This window comes from Thermobacillus xylanilyticus, from assembly GCF_907165215.1.
Lineage (GTDB): Bacteria > Bacillota > Bacilli > Paenibacillales > Paenibacillaceae > Thermobacillus > Thermobacillus xylanilyticus.
Genome location: NZ_CAJRAY010000057.1, coordinates 20,283 through 40,520 on the forward strand (window position 1 = coordinate 20,283; position 20,238 = coordinate 40,520).

At 61.2% G+C, this 20,238-nt stretch carries 16 protein-coding genes and 1 pseudogene; 14 read left to right on the top strand and 3 right to left on the bottom strand.

Going from position 1 to position 20,238, the window contains the following annotated elements:
• The first annotated feature begins 69 nt into the window (after nucleotides 1-69).
• The 3 genes from secA (at nucleotide 70) to KJQ12_RS11740 (ending at nucleotide 4,474) form a co-directional block, all read left to right on the top strand.
• A complete protein-coding gene (secA, locus tag KJQ12_RS11730; RefSeq protein WP_213484823.1) occupies nucleotides 70-2,589 on the top strand; it encodes a preprotein translocase subunit SecA in 2,520 nt (839 codons plus the stop codon).
• Nucleotides 2,590-2,630: 41 nt separating this feature from the next.
• Nucleotides 2,631-3,741, top strand: a protein-coding gene (gene prfB, locus KJQ12_RS11735) for a peptide chain release factor 2 (protein WP_213484824.1) whose coding sequence is annotated in 2 segments (ribosomal slippage) — nucleotides 2,631-2,702 and nucleotides 2,704-3,741 — 1,110 coding nt in all. Because the reading frame shifts where the segments join, the coding sequence is not laid out codon by codon here.
• Between the two features lie 139 nt (nucleotides 3,742-3,880).
• Nucleotides 3,881-4,474 (top strand): hypothetical protein, encoded by a 594-nt coding sequence (locus tag KJQ12_RS11740; protein ID WP_213484825.1) that lies wholly within the window; start codon nucleotides 3,881-3,883, stop codon nucleotides 4,472-4,474.
• Between the two features lie 58 nt (nucleotides 4,475-4,532).
• On the opposite strand, the gene KJQ12_RS11745 is transcribed toward KJQ12_RS11740, so the two are convergent.
• The 3 genes from KJQ12_RS11745 to KJQ12_RS11755 are packed head-to-tail and all read right to left on the bottom strand — an operon-like array spanning nucleotide 4,533 to nucleotide 6,866.
• On the bottom strand, nucleotides 4,533-5,117 hold the full coding sequence (locus KJQ12_RS11745; protein WP_213484826.1) for a TetR/AcrR family transcriptional regulator: 585 nt from the start codon (nucleotides 5,115-5,117) through the stop codon (nucleotides 4,533-4,535).
• 49 nt (nucleotides 5,118-5,166) lie between these two features.
• On the bottom strand, nucleotides 5,167-5,961 hold the full coding sequence (locus tag KJQ12_RS11750; RefSeq protein ID WP_213484827.1) for an ABC transporter permease subunit: 795 nt from the start codon (nucleotides 5,959-5,961) through the stop codon (nucleotides 5,167-5,169).
• 5 nt (nucleotides 5,962-5,966) lie between these two features.
• A complete protein-coding gene (locus tag KJQ12_RS11755; protein WP_213484828.1) occupies nucleotides 5,967-6,866 on the bottom strand; it encodes an ABC transporter ATP-binding protein in 900 nt (299 codons plus the stop codon).
• Between the two features lie 248 nt (nucleotides 6,867-7,114).
• On the opposite strand from KJQ12_RS11755, the gene argC reads away from it, so the two are divergent.
• The 11 genes and pseudogenes from argC to KJQ12_RS11810 all read left to right on the top strand — a co-directional run bounded on the left by argC (nucleotide 7,115) and on the right by KJQ12_RS11810 (nucleotide 20,237).
• Nucleotides 7,115-8,164: an N-acetyl-gamma-glutamyl-phosphate reductase gene (gene argC, locus KJQ12_RS11760; RefSeq protein ID WP_213484829.1), complete on the top strand. Its 1,050-nt coding sequence runs from the start codon at nucleotides 7,115-7,117 to the stop codon at nucleotides 8,162-8,164.
• Between the two features lie 59 nt (nucleotides 8,165-8,223).
• Nucleotides 8,224-9,456: a bifunctional glutamate N-acetyltransferase/amino-acid acetyltransferase ArgJ gene (gene argJ, locus KJQ12_RS11765; RefSeq protein ID WP_213484830.1), complete on the top strand. Its 1,233-nt coding sequence runs from the start codon at nucleotides 8,224-8,226 to the stop codon at nucleotides 9,454-9,456.
• Between the two features lie 21 nt (nucleotides 9,457-9,477).
• The gene (gene argB / locus KJQ12_RS11770) at nucleotides 9,478-10,269 is read left to right on the top strand and encodes an acetylglutamate kinase (RefSeq protein ID WP_213484831.1); all 792 of its coding nucleotides are present in this window, start codon (nucleotides 9,478-9,480) and stop codon (nucleotides 10,267-10,269) included.
• Nucleotides 10,270-10,312: 43 nt separating this feature from the next.
• Nucleotides 10,313-11,521 (top strand): acetylornithine transaminase, encoded by a 1,209-nt coding sequence (locus tag KJQ12_RS11775; protein WP_213484832.1) that lies wholly within the window; start codon nucleotides 10,313-10,315, stop codon nucleotides 11,519-11,521.
• 46 nt (nucleotides 11,522-11,567) lie between these two features.
• Nucleotides 11,568-12,527 carry an ornithine carbamoyltransferase gene (gene argF / locus KJQ12_RS11780; RefSeq protein WP_015253198.1) on the top strand — a complete coding sequence of 320 codons (960 nt, stop codon included), beginning with the start codon at nucleotides 11,568-11,570 and terminating at the stop codon, nucleotides 12,525-12,527.
• Between the two features lie 30 nt (nucleotides 12,528-12,557).
• Nucleotides 12,558-13,793 (top strand): argininosuccinate synthase, encoded by a 1,236-nt coding sequence (locus tag KJQ12_RS11785; RefSeq protein ID WP_213484833.1) that lies wholly within the window; start codon nucleotides 12,558-12,560, stop codon nucleotides 13,791-13,793.
• 116 nt (nucleotides 13,794-13,909) lie between these two features.
• The gene (gene argH / locus KJQ12_RS11790) at nucleotides 13,910-15,322 is read left to right on the top strand and encodes an argininosuccinate lyase (RefSeq protein ID WP_213484834.1); all 1,413 of its coding nucleotides are present in this window, start codon (nucleotides 13,910-13,912) and stop codon (nucleotides 15,320-15,322) included.
• 409 nt (nucleotides 15,323-15,731) lie between these two features.
• Nucleotides 15,732-16,418 (top strand): cell division ATP-binding protein FtsE, encoded by a 687-nt coding sequence (ftsE, locus tag KJQ12_RS11795; RefSeq protein WP_213484835.1) that lies wholly within the window; start codon nucleotides 15,732-15,734, stop codon nucleotides 16,416-16,418.
• Nucleotides 16,408-17,325, top strand: coding sequence for a permease-like cell division protein FtsX (gene ftsX, locus KJQ12_RS11800; protein ID WP_213484836.1), 918 nt, complete (start codon nucleotides 16,408-16,410; stop codon nucleotides 17,323-17,325). The genes ftsE and ftsX overlap by 11 nt, the downstream gene beginning before the upstream one ends.
• A gap of 212 nt (nucleotides 17,326-17,537) precedes the next feature.
• Nucleotides 17,538-18,461, top strand: a pseudogene (locus KJQ12_RS11805) (murein hydrolase activator EnvC family protein); the annotation flags it as partial.
• A 234-nt stretch (nucleotides 18,462-18,695) separates the two neighbouring features.
• Nucleotides 18,696-20,237: a S41 family peptidase gene (locus tag KJQ12_RS11810; RefSeq protein ID WP_213484838.1), complete on the top strand. Its 1,542-nt coding sequence runs from the start codon at nucleotides 18,696-18,698 to the stop codon at nucleotides 20,235-20,237.
• The last annotated feature ends 1 nt before the right edge of the window (nucleotide 20,238 follow it).

The following is a 20,238-nucleotide window of genomic DNA, read 5'->3' on the forward strand; positions in this document are numbered from 1 at the left end:
TTTGCCACGCTTCCGCCGAACTGCTACAATTGATTTTATGAGTTGACAGACGAAAGGGGCTCTCACGCCATGCTCGGTCTTGTGAAGAAAATTTTCGGCGACGCCAACGAGCGTGAGATCAAACGGTGCCTGAAGACCGTTGAGCGCATCAACGCCTTGGAGCCGGATTTCGCCAAGCTGTCGGACGAGCAGCTCCGCGGGAAGACGGACGAGTTCAAGGAGAGGCTCTCCCGGGGAGAGACGCTCGACGACCTGCTGCCGGAGGCGTTCGCGGCCGTGCGCGAAGCGTCCAAGCGGACGCTCGGCATGCGGCATTTCGACGTCCAGCTGATCGGCGGCATGGTGCTGCATGATGGCAAGATTGCCGAGATGAAGACAGGGGAAGGCAAGACGCTCGTCGCGACGCTTGCCGCGTATCTGAACGCGCTGGAAGGCAAGGGCGTGCATGTGGTCACGGTCAATGACTACCTGGCCCAGCGGGACAGCACGATGATGGGACAGATCTACCAGTTCCTCGGCCTGACCGTCGGCTGCAATCTGCACGGCCTGACGCACGCGCAGAAGCAGGAAGCATACAATGCCGACATCACGTACGGCACGAACAACGAGTTCGGCTTCGACTACCTGCGCGACAACATGGTGCTGTACAAGGAACAGATGGTGCAGCGGCCGCTCAACTTCGCGATCATTGACGAAGTCGATTCGATCCTGATCGACGAGGCGCGGACGCCGCTCATCATTTCCGGCCAGGCGGCGAAGTCGACCGAACTGTACTACGCCGCGGACCGATTTGTCCGGACGCTGAAGGAAGAAGAAGATTACACCATCGACGTGAAGATGCGCTCCGTCACGCTGACGGAAGCGGGCGTCGAGAAAGCGGAGCGCGCCTTCGGCATCGACAACCTGTTCGACCACGCGAACGTGACGCTCAACCACCACGTTCAGCAGGCGCTGAAGGCGCATGCCATCATGAAGCGTGACGTCGACTACGTCGTTCAGGACGGCGAAGTCATCATTGTCGACGAGTTCACCGGCCGTCTGATGGCCGGCCGACGCTACAGCGACGGGCTGCACCAGGCGATCGAGGCGAAGGAACAGCTCAAGGTGCAGAACGAGAGCATGACGCTCGCGACGATCACGTTCCAGAACTACTTCCGCATGTACCGCAAGCTCGCGGGCATGACCGGCACGGCCAAGACGGAAGAGGAAGAATTCAAGAAGATCTATGGCCTCGATGTCGTGCAGGTGCCGACGAACAAGCCGATGATCCGGGTCGATATGCCGGACATCGTGTACAAGACGGCAAACGCGAAGTTCAAGGCGGTCGTGGAAGAGATCGTCAAACGGCACCAGAACGGGCAGCCGGTGCTGGTCGGCACCGTCTCGATCGAGAATTCGGAGAAGCTGTCCGAGATGCTGAAGCGCCGCGGCATTCCGCACAAGGTGCTGAATGCCAAGTACCACGCGGAGGAAGCCGAGATCATCGCCCGCGCCGGACAGCGGGGCGCCGTGACGATCGCGACGAACATGGCCGGCCGCGGCACCGACATTCTGCTCGGCGAAGGCGTGGCGGAGCTCGGCGGACTGCATATCATCGGGACGGAACGGCACGAGAGCCGGCGGATCGACAACCAGCTCCGCGGCCGTGCGGGCCGGCAGGGCGACCCGGGTTCGTCGCAGTTCTACCTGGCGCTGGATGATGAACTGATGCGCCGCTTCGGTTCCGAGAATATTATGGGGATGATGGACCGCCTGGGCTTCAGCGAGGATGAGCCGATCGAGAGCAAGCTGGTATCGCGGGCCATCGAATCCGCCCAGAAACGGGTGGAAGGCAGCAACTTCGATACGCGCCGGATCGTCCTCCAGTACGACGACGTCATGAATCAGCAGCGGGAGATCATCTACAAGCAGCGCCGCGAAGTGCTGTTCGCGGACAATATCCGCGAGCATGTCTTCGACATGATCCGGCCGGTCGTCGAGCGGATCGTCGAGGCGCACTGCGCCGACGAGGACATCCCGGAAGAATGGAACCTGGATGCGATCGTCGATTACGCGCACGCCACTTTCCTCAAGGAAGGCACGATCAAGCGTGAGGATCTCGAGGGCCGGGAGAAAGAATCGATCGTCGAGTTCCTTATGGAGGAAGTGCGAAAGCTCTATGACGAGCGCGAGCAGCAGATCGGCGAGGAGACGATGCGCGAGTTCGAGAAAGTCGTCGTGCTGCGCGCCGTCGACAGCAAGTGGATGGACCATATCGATGCGATGGACCAGCTCCGGCAGGGCATCCACCTGCGGGCGTACGGCGGCACCGATCCGCTGCGCGAATACCAGTTCGAGGGCTTCGAGATGTTCCGCGAAATGGTCGAGAACATCCAGGAAGAAGTCACGAAGTATATTATGAAGGCGCACGTCGAGAGCAACGTCCAGCGCCAGGAAGTCGCCAAAGGCCAGACGGAGACCGGCGGCGGCAGCAATCGCGAGACGCAGCGGCGACCGATCCGGCGCGCCGAGCAGCGGGTCGGACGCAATGACCCGTGCCCTTGCGGCAGCGGCAAGAAGTACAAACATTGCCACGGATCGAACGTTTGATCTGCGGCGGAAATTTTCAAATTTGAGGTGACCAGCGAACCATGATTGACGCAAGCGTCAAACAAGACCTGCGCGAGATGGCGAAGCGGCTCCAAGCACTCAGGGGGTCTCTTTGACTTAGATCTCAAGCAGGAGATCATTGCGGATTATGAAGAGAAGATGACGGCGCCCGATTTCTGGGATGACAATGACCGGGCGCAGAAACTGATTGCCGAGCTCAACGCGGTGAAGTCCGTCGTCGAAACCTACAACCGGCTGACGGGCGATCATGCGGATCTCGAGACGCTGCTCGAGTTGGCGGAAGAAGAAGGCGACGAGTCGCTGGAAGCCGAACTGGCGGAAGGCGTGGCCAAGCTCGTCCGCGACATCGGCGATTTCGAGCTGCAGCTTCTGCTGAACCAGCCGTATGACCGGCTGAACGCGATCCTCGAACTGCACCCGGGCGCCGGCGGCACCGAATCGCAGGACTGGGCGCAAATGCTGTACCGGATGTACACCCGTTGGGCGGAGAAGCGCGGCTTCAAGGTGGAAGTGCTCGACTACCTGCCCGGCGACGAAGCCGGCATCAAAAGCGTGTCGATCCTCATCCGGGGGTACAACGCGTACGGCTATCTGAAAGCGGAGAAAGGCGTCCACCGGCTCGTCCGCATTTCGCCGTTCGACGCGTCCGGCAGACGCCACACATCGTTCGTCTCCTGCGACGTCGTGCCGGAGATTGACGACGACGTCGAGATCGAAATCCGGCCGGAGGATCTGAAGATCGACACGTACCGCTCGAGCGGCGCCGGCGGCCAGCACGTCAACAAGACGGAATCGGCGGTCCGGATCACCCATATCCCGACCGGCATCATCGTCGCGTGCCAGTCGGAACGCTCGCAGATCCAGAACCGCGAGCGGGCGATGAAGATGCTCCGTTCGAAGCTGTACGAGCTGAAGATCGAAGAGCAGCGGAAAGAACTGGCGGCCATTCGCGGCGAACAGACGGACATCGCGTGGGGGAACCAGATCCGCTCCTACGTCTTCCATCCGTACAGCATGGTGAAGGACCACCGCACCCAATTCGAGACCGGCAACGTGCAAGCGGTGATGGACGGGGATCTCGACGGCTTCATCGACGCTTATCTGCGCAGCCAGATCCGGCAAGATTCGTAAATTTTAATCCTTCGATTCGACCATCCATGATATAATCGTCGTGGAACTGCCCCGTGATCTGCGGTTGCCCATTGCCCCAGGCCGCGCGCCGCGATCCGTTCCATAACCTGAAGCAAATCGGGAGGATGGATCGGAGCCTATGGAAAGCAGCATTCTTCAAGCGCTCGCGCAGATGGAAAGCCGGATCCGCGAAGACATCGGCGGACTTCGTTCGGAAGTCGGCGAACTTCGGGTGAAGGTGGATGGTCTCGAATCAAGGATCGATGGACTCGAGTCGAAGGTAGACGGACTTGAGACAAGGATCGGCGGGCTCGAGTCGAGGATGGACCGACTTGAGTCAAGGATGGACCGACTTGAGTCAAGGATGGACGGACTTGAGTCAAGGATGGACGGACTCGAGTCGAAGGTAAACGGACTTGAGTCGAGGATGGATGGGCTCGAGACAAGGATCGGCGGACTTGAGTCGAGGATGGACGGGTTCGAGTCGAAGATGGATGGTTTGCGCGCGGATGTTGACGAACTTCGTTCGGAGACCGGCAGGCTTCGTTCGGATGTCGATGAGCTTCGTCAGGAAATGAACCGCCGGTTTGACAATATCGAAGAGAAGCAGATCGAACTGATTGCGCGCTATACCAGCATGCACTCACGCAAACTGGAAGCCGACCGTTTTGAGATCGATGCGTTGAAACTCCGTGTCGATCGTCTCGAATACATTACGAAACATATGGCATGACGACCAGCCGCCCGGACGCTCACCGGGCGGCTTGCTGTTCGTTCGGATTTAACCACTTCTACGGTTGGGCGGACCAATCATTCGGCGCGGCGATGCCGTATAGGAACATTGTGCGGAACTGCTCGCCGAGCAGCCGCAAATCGTGGAACTGGGCCAGCACGTCGGGCCGGGCGAAAAACTCGGTGACGCCCTGCATGTACACCATCAGGATGTGGGGGGACAGTTCCTTGCGGATGACGCCTTCCTCCTGGCCGCGCACGATCAGGTCGCGCAGCTGGTCGTGCATGTGCTCCCGGTAATAGTGCAGCAAGTCCGCTATGATCTGCGGATACAGCTCCAGGCTTTCCCGGATGAACCGCTCGGGCACGACAGGCATGTTCTGGTAATCGAGGATCGACGCGAGGGCCGACAAGGTGTCCGGGCTTTCCTCGATCTTCCGGTTCATGATCTCGTGCTGTTCCCGCACATAGCGTTCCATCACCGCGCCGACCAGCCGGTCCTTGCTTTGAAAATATTTGTAGATCGTCATTTTGGCGGCCGGGACGGCGGCAGCGATGTCATCCATGCTGACGTCGGCAACCCCCCGGGCAAAAAAGAGTTCCGTCGCCTTCTCCAGAATCTGCTCCCGTTTGTTCCGTTTCAAATCCAACCCACGTCTCCCGTCTTCGGCATTCCGCGGCCTTCAGGTTGTCTCAGCCGGTAATGTCTTTGTTGTGATAATACCCGATGGCTCCTAAGGCGCACAAGAGACTGACCAGCACCATGACCGCCGCGCAGGGCGCGTCCAGTCCGCCGTTTTCCACGATGGCGGCCGCATCCGTGAAGGAGAACAGGCTCACATGGCGCAGGAAATCGAACCGGTCCGACAGCCCCGCCATAATATGCAGCGCGTAGGACAGGAACACGATGCCGAGAGCAAGCGACACGATGCTTCGGGTGCGCCGCATGACGGCCGAGAGCAGGAAGGACACGGAAGCGACGGTCACGTGAAGCAGGAAGGTTGCGAGCAAATACCACACGAGAATGTCCAGCTCCACCGCTTCATCCGCAAACCCCGTGCAGGCGAAGCTGACCGCGGCGATGACCGCATTCAACATGAACAGGTTGGTGAGCACGGCGGCCAGCTTCTGACCCGTCACCTCAATTCGGGTGACCGGCTTGGAGAGCAGGAACTCGGCGGTATGATCGTTTTCCTCCTTCGCCAGCATGCCCGCCGCGAGCAGTGCCGCGTACACGCTGCCGACCAGCGTGTTGATCAGGTGCACTTCTACGCCGTAGAAGCCTGTATACGTGCCCAGATTCAAGGTGTCCATGCCGAACACTTTGGCAAGCGGCTCGGGGAACACGTTCAGCATCTCTTCCGCCGTCTGCGCATCCTCGGCGAAGGACGGATACACGCTCATCATCATCAGCACCAGCCCGCCCAGCACAAGACTCCAAATGACAAGCCCCCGGGCATTGGATTTGAGTTCCCTTCTGAAAATCATCCGCCTCACGCCCCTTCGTCCGTTTTGTACTCGTGCATGAAAATTTCCTCCAGCGACGGTTCCCCGATGCGGATATCCGACAGGGGAAGCTGCCGGGCATAATCCAGCAGGTCGCGGATATTGCCGTTGTAGAGCAACGTCATAATATTACCGCTGATGTCCTGGCGAATGATGCCGGGCAACTCGGATTCCCGCACCGGCTCCGGCCGGCTTTCGGCGGCGAAGGTGAGCTCGACCGTCTTGTAGCTGCCGCGGACGAGTCTGCTCACCGACTCCACCCGGACGAGCCGGCCGTCCCGGATAATGGCGACACGCCCGCACATCCGCTGCACTTCGCTGAGAATATGGGAAGAGAAGAAAATCGTCGCTCCCCGTTCCTGTTCCTCTTTCAGCAGATCAAAAAATGCATGCTGCATGAGCGGATCGAGCCCGCCGGTCGGCTCGTCGAGAATAAGCAGCCGCGGACGGTGCAGAAGCGCCTGGATGATGCCGACCTTCTTCCGGTTGCCGAAACTGAGATCCGCAATCTTGCGCGACAGATCCAGATCGAGCCGCTCCGCCAGACGGCGCATGCGGTTTTCGTCCAATTTCCCGTAGAAGCCGGCGGAATAGCGCAGGAGATCCACGGCTTTCATATCGTCGTAATAGTGCACTTCACTCGGCAGGTAACCCGTCTCGCGCCGGATTTCCCGGGACTGGCGCACAACGTCTTTGCCGAACACGCTGGCCGATCCCGCCGTGGGATGGATCAGATTGAGCAGGATGCGGATCGTGGTGCTTTTGCCCGCGCCGTTCGGACCGATAAAACCGAAAATTTCGCCTTCTTCGATCGAAAAGGACAGTCCCTCAATGCCCCGCCGCTTCCCGTACCGCTTCGTCAACCGGTCCAGTTCCACAATCGCCATTCGGATTCCCCATTTCAAGAAAATATACTTAAAATAATATTTGAGTATATTATAAAACGTATTACCGCCATGTAACAAGACATTATTATACCATTAATAACAAACTAGTATATTTTTCTGCTGGCAATGCATCGTTGTATTTTCATGTAACTCGTTGTATAATGATACAGACTTGTGCGCTATTTATTCCGCTGCCGCCATGGTGTAGAATGGGGAAGTCAGCATACGAATGGGAGAGGAACGGACAGATGGAAACGAAGATCAGGGCGGCGATCGTCGGTTCGACCGGCTATGGCGGCGTGGAGCTGATCCGGCTGCTGGATGCCCATCCGAAGGTCGAGATTGCCGCGGTGCTGTCGTCGTCCAGCGCAGGTGAACCGCTTGCGGCCGGATATCCGCATTTGACGGAAATCCGCACGGATGTGCTGGAAGCGATCGACCCGGCATCGCTCGCGAGGAAAGCGGACGTCGTGTTTCTCGCGACGCCGGCGGGCGTTGCTGCGAAGCTGGCGCCGGAGATGCTGGAGGCCGGACTGCACGTGATCGACATCTCCGGCGACTTCCGGCTGAAATCGCCGCAGATTTATGAAGCGTGGTACAAGAAGCCGGCTGCCGATCCGGCGTGGCTGGAGCGCGCCGTCTACGGGCTCGCCGAAGTGTTCGGCGAAGATGTGCGCGATGCGCGGCTCATCTCGAACCCGGGCTGTTACCCGACGGCTTCGCTGCTCGGGCTCGTGCCGGCCGTGCAGGCGGGGTTCATCGACCCGGCGACGATCATCATCGATGCGAAGTCCGGCGTATCCGGCGCGGGCCGCGGCGCAAGCCTCGGAACCCACTATGCGGAAATCAACGAGAACTTCAAGGCATACAAAGTGAACAAGCATCAGCACATTCCCGAGATCGAGCAGGCGCTTTCCCGTGTCGCCGGGCATGAGGTGACGGTCACGTTCACAACCCATCTCGTGCCGATGACACGCGGCATCATGGCGACGATGTACGCGACCGTGACGGGCGGCCGCACGCAGCGGGATTTCATCGACCTGTACCGGAGCTACTACGAGAACCGCCGTTTCGTGCGCGTGCGTCCGGAAGGCGCGCTCCCCGCGACGAAGGAAGTGTACGGCTCCAACTACTGCGACATCGGCTTCGCCGTCGATGAGCGGACGGGGCGCGTCACGATCGTGTCGGTTATCGACAACCTCGTGAAGGGCGCGGCCGGACAGGCGATCCAGAACCTGAACCTGCGCATGGGCTGGGACGAAGGGCTCGGTCTGAACTTCGTGCCGGTGTATCCGTGACAAGCGCATGCCATGATTTCTCAAAATCTATGATCCTGCAAGGAGACCACGATACGAACATGGGACAAGAGTTGCCATTCGAGGCCGTGCCGAACGGCTCCATTACGACGCCGATCGGCTTTGTGGCCGGCGGACTGCATTGCGGCCTGAAGAAGACGGACCGCAATGACCTCGGCGCCATCGTCTGCGAAGTGCCGGCGGCCGCCGCCGCCGTCTACACGATGAACCAGATCCAGGCGGCGCCGCTCAAGGTGACGCGCGAAGGGCTCGGGAAGGAAGGCCGGCTGCGCGCCGTGCTCGTCAACAGCGGCAACGCGAACGCCTGCACCGGAGAAGCGGGCGAAGCCGACGCCCGCGAGATGCAGGAGGCGTTCGCGCGGACCCTCGGCGTTCCGCCGCATCAGGTCGCGGTCGCGTCGACCGGCGTCATCGGCGAGCGGCTCAAGATGAACCGGGTCCGCTCCGGCATCGCCGAAATGCCGGTGCGGCTGACCGGAGACGCGGACGGGGCTGAAGCATTCTGCCAGGCGATCCTGACCACCGACCTCGTGAAGAAAACGGTGTGCGTGAAGCTCGACGTGGGCGGCAGGACCGTCCATGTGGCGGGCGCGGCGAAGGGTTCGGGCATGATTCATCCGAATATGGCGACGATGCTCGGCTTCATTACGACCGACGCCAACATCGGCGGCGAGGCGCTGCAGGCGCTGCTGCGGCAGGCGACAGACGTGACGTTCAACATGATCACCGTCGACGGCGACACGAGCACGAACGACATGGTCGTCGCGATGGCGAGCGGGCTGGCCGGCAATGCGGAACTTGCGCCGGATCATCCCGACTGGAGCAAGTTCGCCGCGGCGTTCACCCATGTGTGCGAAGTGCTGGCGAAGGCGATCGCCCGCGACGGCGAAGGCGCGACGAAGCTGATCGAAGCATGCATCGCCGGCGCGGCGAGCGACGACGACGCCCGTGCGATTGCGAAAACGGTCATCGGTTCGTCGCTTGTCAAATCGGCCGTTTTCGGGGCCGACGCGAACTGGGGCCGCATCATCGCGGCGGTCGGCCGCGCCGGGCGTCCGATCAATCCGGCGACGATCGACATTTCGCTCGGACCCATCAAGGTACTCGAGCAGTCCCGGCCTGTGCCGTTCGATGAGGACGAGGCGCTCGCCTATCTGAAAGGCGACACCGTCCGGATCGAAGTCAACCTGAACATGGGCGAAGGCCGGGCGGTCGGCTGGGGCTGCGACCTGACGTACGATTACGTGCGGATCAACGCCGCATACCGGACTTGACGGGAAGGAACGATTGAGGCGATGGGACAAGAACGGTTTGTGATGAAATGCGGCGGCAGCACGCTCGCCGCTTTGCCTGATTCTTTCTTCGACGACCTGCGAGGGCTCCAGGAAGACGGATACCGTCCCGTCATCGTGCACGGCGGCGGTCCGGCCATTTCGGAGATGCTTGGCCGTCTCGGCATCGAGTCCGAGTTCGTGAACGGCCTGCGCAAGACGGACGAGGCGACGCTCGATGTCGTCGAAATGGTGCTCGCAGGCCGAATCAACAAGGAGATCGTGCGGCGAATCCAGTCAAGCGGCGCGAAGGCGCTCGGCCTCTCCGGCACCGACGGCCGGCTGATCCAGGCCCGGCCGGTTGCCAACGCTGACGAGATCGGCTTCGTCGGCGACGTAACCGGCGTGAACGCCGAGATCATCGAAGGCGTCATGGCGATGGGCTACATCCCGGTCATCGCGCCGATCGGCATCGACGATAGCGGGCAGCGCTACAACATCAACGCCGACACGGCGGCGGGCGCCGTCGCGTCGCAGCTCGGCGTCGATCGGATGATCGTCGTCACCGACGTGCCCGGCATCTTGCGCACGATTGACGGCGAGAAGCGGGTGCTGCCGTCCGTGACGACGGCGGAGATCGACGAAATGATCGCATCCGGCGAAATCTACGGCGGCATGATCCCGAAGGTGAAATCGGCCGTGCAATGCATCCAGGGGCGCGTGCGCGAAGTCGTCATCATCGGCGGCGCCGAACCGGGCGCATTCGCCCGCGCGGTGCGCGAAGGCGGCGTCGGCACGCGCATCGTGAAGTCCTGAACGGGGATCATTCCAAATAAATCTTTGAAAGGTGGCGCGGCGAATGAGCGGAGCGCAAGGAACGGAGGGCGCGGCAAGCGCGTTGTTCCCGACATACGCCAGATTCCCGATCGCGCTCGTCAAGGGGCAGGGCAGCTGGCTGTGGGACGATCAAGGGAACAAGTATCTCGATTTCATGTGCGGGCTGGCGGTGACGAACCTCGGGCACGTGCCGGCGCAGGTGAAGGAAGCGCTCGTGAAGCAGCTTGACGAGCTGTGGCACGTGTCGAACCTGTTCGGCATCCCGGGACAGGAAGAAGCGGCCCGACTTCTGACGGAAAACAGCCATGCGGGCGCCGTCTTCTTCTGCAACTCCGGCGCGGAGGCGAACGAAGCGGCGATCAAGCTGGCGCGTAGATACAACAAGAATGTGCTGAAGAACGGACGTTATGAAATCATTACATTCAAGCAGTCGTTCCACGGCCGCACGCTCGCCACGCTGACGGCGACGGGGCAGGACAAGGTGAAGGACGGCTTCGATCCGCTGCCGCCGGGCTTTGTCACCGTGCCGCTCCATGACGAGCAGGCGCTGCGCGAAGCGATCACGGACAAGACGGCGGCGATCATGCTCGAGATGGTGCAGGCGGAAGGCGGCATCATCACGGTCGATCCCGCGTTCGTGAAGACGATCGTGCGGCTGTGCGAAGCGCACGGCCTGCTCCTCATCGTCGACGAGGTCCAGACCGGCATGGGCCGCACGGGCAAACTGTTCGCGTTCCAGCATTACGGCATCGAGCCGGATATTTTCACGCTGGCGAAGGGGCTCGGCAGCGGCTTCCCGGTCGGCGCAATGCTGGCGAAGTCGGGGCTCGCCGAGGCGTTCGGTCCGGGCAGCCACGCCTCGACGTTCGGCGGCACGCCGATCGCGATGGCCGCGGTGAAGGCGACGATCGAGACGATGCTCGCCGAGAACGCGCCGCAGCGCGCCGCGGAATCCGGCGAATACCTCAAGTCACGGCTTAAGGAGAAGCTGGCGGGCAGCCCGATCGTGCGCGAAGTGCGCGGGCTGGGGTTGATCGTCGGCATCGAATGCGCCGAACCGGTCGCCGGATTCGTGTCGGAAATTCACCGCCGTGGCCTGCTCGTCGTGACGGCCGGACCGAACGTGATCCGGCTGCTGCCGAACCTGCTCGTGACCCGCGAAGAGATTGACCTTGCCGTCGACATTCTGGCCGGCGTGCTGACCGGACAGGCGGCGGCCGCGCAATCGTAAGCGGCGCGCACGGGCGCGCCCGCATTCAGAAGGAGTGATGGATGAGATGCCGAATCTGCTCAACGAAGAGATTGCCGCTTCGCTCAAAGGGCGAGATTTTCTCGCACTCGCCGATTTCAAGCCGGAAGAGATCCGCTGGCTGATCGATCTGGCGATTGAACTGAAGCGTAAGTCTAAAGCCGGAGAAGTGTACCAGCCGCTCAAAGGCAAGACGCTGGGCATGATCTTCGAGAAATCGTCCACCCGCACGCGCGTGTCGTTCGAGGTCGGCATGTACCAGCTCGGCGGATACGCCCTGTTCCTGAGCCGGAACGATCTGCAGCTCGGCCGCGGCGAGACGATCTCGGACACGGCGCAGACGATGTCGCGCTATCTGGACGGCATCATGATCCGCACGTACGCGCACCGCACGGTCATCGAGCTGGCGCGGACCGCGACGATTCCGGTCATCAACGGGCTGACCGACTATGCCCACCCGTGCCAGGCGCTGGCCGATTACCAGACGATCCTCGAGCACAAGGGCCGGCTGGAAGGACTCAAAATCGCCTACATCGGCGACGGCAACAACATGGTTCACTCACTGCTCGTCGGCGCCGCCAAGCTTGGCCTGCACATGTCCGTCGCGTCGCCGGAAGGCTATGAACCCGATGCGGAGCTGATCCGGCAGATGCAGGAGACGTGCAGCGAGACCGGCGCATCGATCCGTGTCGTGCGCGAGCCGCGCGAAGCGATCGAAGACGCCGATGTCGTCTACACCGACGTCTGGGCGAGCATGGGCTTCGAGGCGGAGCAGGAGGAGCGGGCGAAGGCGTTCGCCCGTTACCAGGTGAACGAGGAACTGGTGCAGTACGCGAAGCCCGACTTCGTCTTCATGCACTGCCTGCCGGCGCACCGCGGCGAAGAAGTGAGCCCGGGCGTCATCGACGGCAAGCATTCGATCGTCTTCGACGAAGCCGAGAACCGGCTGCACGCGCAGAAGGCGATCATGGCCGCCATCATGGCGTGATTCATTTTCGACAAGGAGCGGAAATCTGATATGGCCAAGGAGAAAATCGTGCTCGCCTACTCCGGCGGGCTCGATACGTCAGTCATCCTGAAGTGGCTGAAAGAAACCTACGACGCGGAAATCATCGCCTTCACGGCCGACATCGGCCAGAAGGAAGAACTGGACGGTCTCGAGGAGAAAGCCTTCGCGACCGGCGCATCGAAGGTGTACATCGACGACCTGCGCGAAGAATTCGCGCGCGACTTCATCTTCCCGATGTTCCAGGCGGGAGCGCTCTATGAAGGGCAATATCTGCTCGGCACGTCCATCGCCCGTCCGCTCATCGCGAAGCGGATGGTCGAGATCGCCCGGGCGGAGGGCGCGACGGCGATCGCCCACGGCGCGACGGGCAAGGGCAACGACCAGGTGCGCTTCGAGCTGACGGCGGCTTCGCTCGCGCCGGATATCAAGGTCATCGCGCCGTGGCGCATCGAGGCGTTCCGCGAACAGTTCCCGGGCCGGGCGGAGATGATCGCCTACGCCGAGAAGCACGGCATTCCGGTGAAGGCCACCGCCTCGAAGCCGTACTCGATGGACCGCAACCTGCTGCACATCAGCTTCGAGAGCGGCATGCTCGAAGATCCGTGGTTCGATGCGAGCGCCGAATCGAACCGGGACATGTACGTGCTCAGCGTGTCGCCGGAAGAGGCGCCGGATGAGCCGGAATACGTCGAACTCGAGTTTGAGGCCGGCAACTGCGTCGCGATCAACGGCGAGCGCATGACGCCGCTGCAGGTGATGGAGAAGCTGAACGAACTCGGCGGCAAGCACGGCATCGGCCGCGTCGACATGGTCGAGAACCGGTTCGTCGGCATGAAGAGCCGCGGTGTGTACGAGACGCCGGGCGGCACGATCCTGTTCACCGCCCACCGGAAGATGGAGTCGCTGACGATGGACCGCGAAGTGATGCATCTGCGCGACTCGCTCATTCCGAAGTACGCTTCGCTCGTCTACAACGGATTCTGGTTCGCACCCGAGCGGCTTGCGATCCAGGCGCTCGTGACGGAGAGCCAGAAGAACGTCACCGGCACGGTCCGGCTGAAGCTCTACAAGGGCAATGTCATCGCCGCCGGCCTGAAGAGCCCGGTCAGCCTGTACAATCCGGACATCGCGACGATGGAAGCGGACCCGACGCAGGCCTACGACCAGGGCGATGCGACCGGGTTCATCCGGCTCAACGCGCTGCGGCTGAAAGTCGCCGCTGCCGCGCAGGCGAAATCGCGCTGAGTCTGAAGGAGGGCTGACCGCTTGCCGGGGCAACGCCCCGGAGGCCAGGACGGCCCTCTTTTTTGGAATACAAGGCGAACCATTCCCCCGCAAGGGGAGCATGAGGAGTGTCAGTCGTGAGCAAATTGTGGGGCGGCCGGTTCACGAAGCAGACGGACCGGCTGGTGGAAGAGTATACGGCGTCGATTACGTTTGACAAGGAATTGGCCGAAGAGGACATCGAGGGCAGTCTGGCCCACGCGGCGATGCTCGGCAAGCAGGGGATCATCTCCGCGGAAGACGCCGAAGCGATCCGTGAAGGGCTGCTCAAGGTGCGCAGCAAGATCCGCAAGGGCGAGATCGAGTTCTCGATCGCGGACGAAGACATTCACATGAACATCGAGAAGCATCTCATCGAAGAGATCGGACCGGTCGGCGGGAAACTGCATACCGGCCGCAGCCGGAACGACCAGGTGGCGACCGACATGCACCTGTATCTCCGCCGCCGGGTCGTCGAGATCGTCGACCAGCTGCACAAGCTGCAATCGGCGCTCATTGAACAGGCGAAGGCGAACACGGATACGATCGTGCCGGGCTACACGCATCTGCAGCGTGCGCAGCCGATTCTGTTCGCCCATCACCTGATGGCTTACGTGTCGATGTTCGGCCGCGACGCCGATCGGCTGATGGACAGCTACAAGCGGATCAACGTGCTGCCGCTCGGAGCGGGCGCGCTCGCCGGGACGACGTTTCCGATCGACCGCCATTTCGTGGCCGAACAGCTCGGCTTCGACCGGGTCTATGAGAACAGTCTGGACGCAGTCAGCGACCGCGACTTCATCGTCGAGTTCCTGGCGCATGCCTCGCTCATCATGATGCATCTGTCGCGGCTCAGCGAAGAGCTCATCCTCTGGTCGAGCACGGAGTTCCGGTTCGTCGAGCTCGACGACGCGTTCTGCACGGGCAGCAGCATCATGCCGCAGAAGAAGAACCCGGACGTGCCGGAGCTGGTGCGCGGCAAGACCGGCCGCGTCTACGGCCACCTGGTCGGCCTTCTGACTGTGCTGAAGTCGCTGCCGCTGGCATACAACAAGGACATGCAGGAAGACAAGGAAGGCATGTTCGACACGGTTCGCACGCTGCAGGGCGCGCTGCAGTTGTTCGAGCGGATGATCGCGACGATGACGGTGAACAAGGACCGGATGCGCGAGGCGGTGAACCAGGACTTCTCCAACGCGACCGACATCGCCGACTTCCTCGTCGGCAAGGGCATGCCGTTCCGCCAGGCGCATGAAGTCATCGGCAAGACCGTGCTGTACTGCATCCGGAACGGCAAGTTTCTGCTCGACCTGACGCTGGACGAGTTCAAACAGTTCTCGCAGCTGTTCGACGAGAGCATCTACGACGTGCTGAAGCCGGAAACGGTCGTGAACGCGCGCGACGTCTACGGCGGCACGGCGAAACCGCAGGTGCTCGCCGCCATCGAACGCGCCGAACGGGAACTGGAGCGGACTGCCGAATGGGTGGCCGCGCACGGCGAAAGCGAATAACCGGATCCCAACTCCCCTGCCCCAACGGCATTCCGATGATCGGATGCCCGTGATGCCGTTTGGCGGCGGGGGATTTTTTTGCAATCAACGCATGCCGTAAAGCTGGGACAGCCCCCAGACAACCGTGACGAGGAGCAGCAGGCCGAGCGCCGCAGTCAACCAGAAGTGCAGTTTTCGCATTCCAGATCACCTCGCGCAAGGGTCATCCTCCATGTTTATGCGCTTCCCGCCGGTTTCATGACGTTTTTCACGCGGCAGATGTCGACAGCGAATGCCGCCGATTTGCCTCCGCTCCCGGCGCCGCCTCCCGAAAATTAGAAATCTTAAATTTGGAATTTGGCACAAATTTAAAGGAATTCCGCCGTTTCTGTCGAAATGAACTTTTTAGCCATCTACAGGAAGTGATACTGTGATCGAAATGCAGGACGTCTGGAAGACCTATCCCGACGGCAGCCATGCGCTCCGCGGCGTCTCTGTCCTCATTGAACGCAACGAATTCGTCTACCTTGTCGGACCTTCCGGCGCCGGCAAATCGACGTTCATGAAGCTGATCTACCGCGAGGAAGTGCCGACCAAAGGCCAGATTTCGGTGAACGGCTTCAATATAGGGAAACTGAAACCGCGAAAAATCCCATACATCCGGCGCAACATCGGCGTCGTGTTCCAGGATTTCCGCCTCCTGCCCAAAATGACGGTGTACGAGAACGTCGCCTTCGCGATGGAAGTCATCGAAGCGCCGAAGCGGATGATCCGCAAGCGGGTCATGGAGGTGCTCGAGCTCGTCGGACTGAAGGGGAAGGCGAACAGCCTGCCCGCCCAGCTTTCCGGCGGCGAACAGCAGCGCGTCGCGATTGCGCGGGCGATCGTGAACAACCCCGCGGTCATCGTGGCGGACGAGCCCACCGGCAATCTCGACCCCGAGACGTCGTGGGGGATTATGAACCTGCTGGAAGAAATCAACTTCCGGGGCGCGACGATCGTCATGGCGACGCACAACAAGGAAATCGTCAATACGCTCCGCAAACGCGTCATCGCGATTGAGAACGGCGTCATTGTGCGGGACGAGCCCAGAGGGGAGTACGGATATGAGATTTAGCACACTCCTCCGGCATCTGCGCGAAGGCGCGCTCAGCCTCGCCCGCAACGGATGGATGTCGTTCGCATCCGTCAGTTCGATCGCGATCTCGCTGTTCATCCTCGGCGTGTTTTTGCTGCTGTCGCTCAACGTGAACAATCTGACGAAGCAGATCGAGAACCAGGTGCAGATCCGGGTCTTTCTGGACCTTGAAATCAGCCAGGCGAAGATCGAGGCGATCGGGCGGTCGATCGGCGCCTTGCCGGAAGTCAGCCGCATCCGGTTCGTCCCGAAGGCGGAAGGTCTCGAGATGCTGCGCCGGAATCTGGGCGAGGACGGCCAGGGCATTCTCGACGATTACGACGATACGAACAATCCGCTGCCGGACACGTACACGGTTGAAGTGGTCGACCCCGAACGGATCGCCGAAGTCGCAGCCAAGATCCAGGAGATCGGCGACGCTGACCCGGATAAGCCGATCCGGAGCGTCCGATACGGTCAGGGGACCGTCGAACTGCTGTTCCGCGTCACGAACGCCGTGCGCAACATCGGACTCATCATCGTCCTCGGCTTGGCGTTTACGGCGACGCTGCTCATATCCAACACGATCCGGCTCACGATTTTCGCCCGCAGGCGGGAGATCGGCATCATGAAACTCGTCGGGGCCACCAACAGCTTCATCCGCTGGCCGTTCTTCATCGAAGGCGCGCTCATCGGCTTTATCGGTTCCGCGCTGACGACAGCCTTGCTGCTTGCGGCCTACAACTGGCTGGTCCAGTCCTTGCAGGTGGAATTCGGCCTGATGATGATCCGGCTCGTCACCGTTTGGGAATCCGGCTTGCTGGTCGGCGGGGTGCTGATCGGGCTCGGAACCGCAATCGGTATTTTCGGCAGTGCGCTTTCCGTTCGCAAGCATTTGAAAGTGTAGGTGAAACCCGCGTGAAGCGATCGTTCGCAGTTCTCATCTGTCTGCTGCTGGCCTTCACCGTCTCCCAGCCGCATCGCACCGAAGCGGCGAGCGAACTGGAGAAGATCCGCAGCGAAATCAAGAAGCTGCAACAGAAGATGAACGATGTCGATGCGAACCTCAAGAAAGTGCAGCAGGACAAGCAGATCGTGCTGAATCAGAAAGAAGTGACGATGGAGCAGATCAACGAGCTTTCCGCCCATATTCATTCGCTCGAAGAAGAGTTGAAGCTTGTGGACGGACGGATCGCCGAGTCGGAAGAATCGCTGCTCCAGGCGGGCCAGGAGCTGGAAGACACCAAGGCGCGCATCGAGGAGCGCGGCGAACTGCTGGACGCCCGCGTCCGTCTGATGTATACGAACGGGTTCGTTTCCTACCTGGATGTGCTCCTCAGCGCGACGAGCTTCTCCGATTTCCTGGACCGGTTCGATTCGCTGCAATCGATCCTGGCGCAGGACAAGGCGATTCTGGAAGCCCACAAGGCGGACAAGGAATTGATCGAGCAGAAGAAGGCGCAGATCGAAGCGGAGCTGGCAGGACTCCAGGAGCTTTACAGCAAGAAGGAAGATTATTACAATTTACTTGTTGACAAAGAAAAAGAAAAAGAAGTTATGATTCTCCAATACAACCGGCAGATCGAAGCGCTGGACCAGCGGGCCGAAGAGCTTGAAGAGATCTCCGAAGAGCAGGAGAAACAGCTCATGGAGCTCGCCCGCAAGGAGAAAGCCGCGATCGAAGCCGAGAAGAAGAGGAAAAACACCGTTTACTATACCGGCGGCAAACTGGGCATGCCGATCAAGGATTACAAGTACGTCAGCTCGAAATTCGGTCCGCGCACGCATCCGGTTACCGGCCAGAAGGGCAAGCAGCACAACGGCATCGATTTCGCGGCGGCCTCCGGCACGGACATCTTTGCGGCCGAATCGGGCACGGTCATTGTCGCGCAGTCGATGAGCGGCTACGGCAACACCGTCATCATCGACCACGGCAACGGCCTGTGGACGCTGTACGGGCATATCCGCAAAGGCGGCATCAAGGTCAAAGCCGGAGAAGTCGTCAAGAAAGGCCAGAAGATTGCGGAAGTCGGAAGCACCGGCGTTTCCACCGGTCCGCATCTCCATTTCGAGGTGCGGCTGAACGAGAAACCTGTCGACCCTGAAAATTACCTGCGCTGACGGCGTCCGCCGCGCGTGGGGCCTCGGACCGCCACCCGAAGCGATCCCGCGGAGGATGGCGGTTTTTCTCCTCCCCTGGGGACGGCGGCAACCGCATGGCCGACGCGGGCCGCAATTTCGATGGGAATATGGCGGCTGAATTTGGAGGGACGATTCATGCTGTTTCGTGGCCGTACGGTGACCGCCATGGTGCTCCTCACGGCGCTCGCGTCCGTGCTCGTTACATTGACGGCCGCGGAGCGGTGGCTGCTCGCCGGATCGGGCGCGGAGACGCCGGCCGGAGCGGCGCCTTCGGAGATCGAAGGGCTGACCGAGCGCGAGTCCGCCCGACTGAATGAAGTGTTGGATCTGATTGAACGGAAATATTTCCTCCCGGTCGACCGGGAGAAACTGCTGGACGGCGCGATCCGCGGCATGATCAACATGCTGGACGATCCGTATTCGGCTTATCTGAACAAGGACGAGGCGGAACAACTGGCGGACTCGATTGAAGGCACGTTCTCGGGCATCGGCGCGCGACTGCAGGTCCGGGGCGGCAAGGTGATCGTCGAATCGGCCTTGCGGAATTCGCCGGCCGAGCGGGCGGGGCTTCACCCGCGGGACGTCATCCTGTCGGTCAACGGTCATTCGCTCCTCGGCGTCGATCTGAACGAGGCGGTCCGCCTGATCCGCGGACCGAAGGGTACGAAAGCGAAACTTGTCGTACAGCGCGAAGGGGTCAGCGATCCGTTCCAGCTCATTCTCGTAAGGGACGAGATCGATCTGGAATCGGTCTTCTCGCGGCTCACGCCCGACGGCATCGGCATCATTGAACTCCGGCAGTTCGCGCTCAATTCGCTGGAGAAATTCAAGGAAGCGCTCGAGGAGCTTGAAGCGGGCGGCATGAAGGCGCTCGTCATCGACGTGCGGAACAATCCCGGCGGTCCCCTTCCGGCCGTCGTGTCGATTGCGCAGCTCTTCATTCCGAAGGGCGAGCCGGTCGTGCAGGTCGAGAGCCGGGAAGACGGGCGCGAAGTGACGGTGTCGCAGGGTTCGAAGAAGCCGTACCCGGTCGCGGTGCTCATCAACCGGGGAAGCGCGAGCGCGGCCGAGGTGCTGGCTGCGGCGCTGCAGGAGTCGGCGGATGCGCTGCTGATCGGCGAGAGGACGTTCGGCAAAGGCACGGTGCAGGTCAGCTATGAGAGCGAAGTCGACGAAGGCAGCCAGGTCAAGCTGACGATCGCAAAATGGCTGACGCCGTCCGGGGAGTGGGTGCACGACAAGGGCGTCCTGCCGGACATCACCGTCGAACAGCCGGAATATTTCAAGGTGGCGCGGCTGTCCAGGGAACGGTCGCTCGTCCGGGACATGACCGCGGAAGATGTGAAGAGCCTGCAAATCATGCTGAAGGCGCTCGGTTACGCTCCGGGCAGGACGGACGGCTATTTCGACGCGGCGACCGAAAAAGCGCTGAAGGATTTTCAGCGCAATGAAGGCCTCCCCGTGACCGGCCGGACGGATGAAGCGACGGCGGATCAACTGGAACAGCGGATGCGGGACATGATTGCCGATCCCGCGAACGACCGGCAGCTGAACCGGGCGCTGGATGCGCTGCGCGTGCGGATCGGCCTGGCGCCGGCAGACGGCGGAACGGCGGAAGCGGAATCGGTGTCCGGCATTCAGGCGCCGGCAGACAAGACCCGGACGGAAGAGGAGTGAA